This is a genomic window from Aquitalea sp. ASV11, assembly GCF_016429185.1.
In the GTDB taxonomy this organism is placed as follows: Bacteria; Pseudomonadota; Gammaproteobacteria; order Burkholderiales; family Chromobacteriaceae; genus Aquitalea; species Aquitalea pelogenes.
On record NZ_JAELUD010000257.1, the window covers coordinates 1 to 301 of the forward strand.

The following is a 301-nucleotide window of genomic DNA, read 5'->3' on the forward strand; positions in this document are numbered from 1 at the left end:
CCAGGCCGATGAAGGCGATGATGAACAGCACCAGCATGAACTTGAACTTGGGACCGCGATAACGGATGGACTTGATCGGGGAACGATCCAGCCACGGCAGGAAGGCAATCACCACCACGGCAGCACCTGTCTCTTATACACATCTCCGAGCCCACGAGACGAACGCAATAATCTCGTATGCCGTCTTCTGCTGGAAAAGGGGGGGGGGGGGGGGGGGGGGGGGGGGGGGGGGGGGGGGGGGGGGGGGGGGGGGGGGGGGGGGGGGGGGGGGGGGGGGGGGGGGGGGGGGGGGGGGGGGGGG

General features: G+C 70.1%; 1 protein-coding gene and 1 pseudogene. Both read right to left on the bottom strand.

The features are described 5' to 3' along the window. Positions 1-127 (bottom strand): annotated as a pseudogene (locus tag JHD62_RS22025) (hypothetical protein); the annotation flags it as partial. After that, positions 109-301 (bottom strand): hypothetical protein (locus JHD62_RS22030; RefSeq protein WP_199104658.1); only part of this gene is annotated, 193 nt, incomplete at its 5' end. The gene JHD62_RS22030 and the pseudogene JHD62_RS22025, both read right to left, overlap by 19 nt.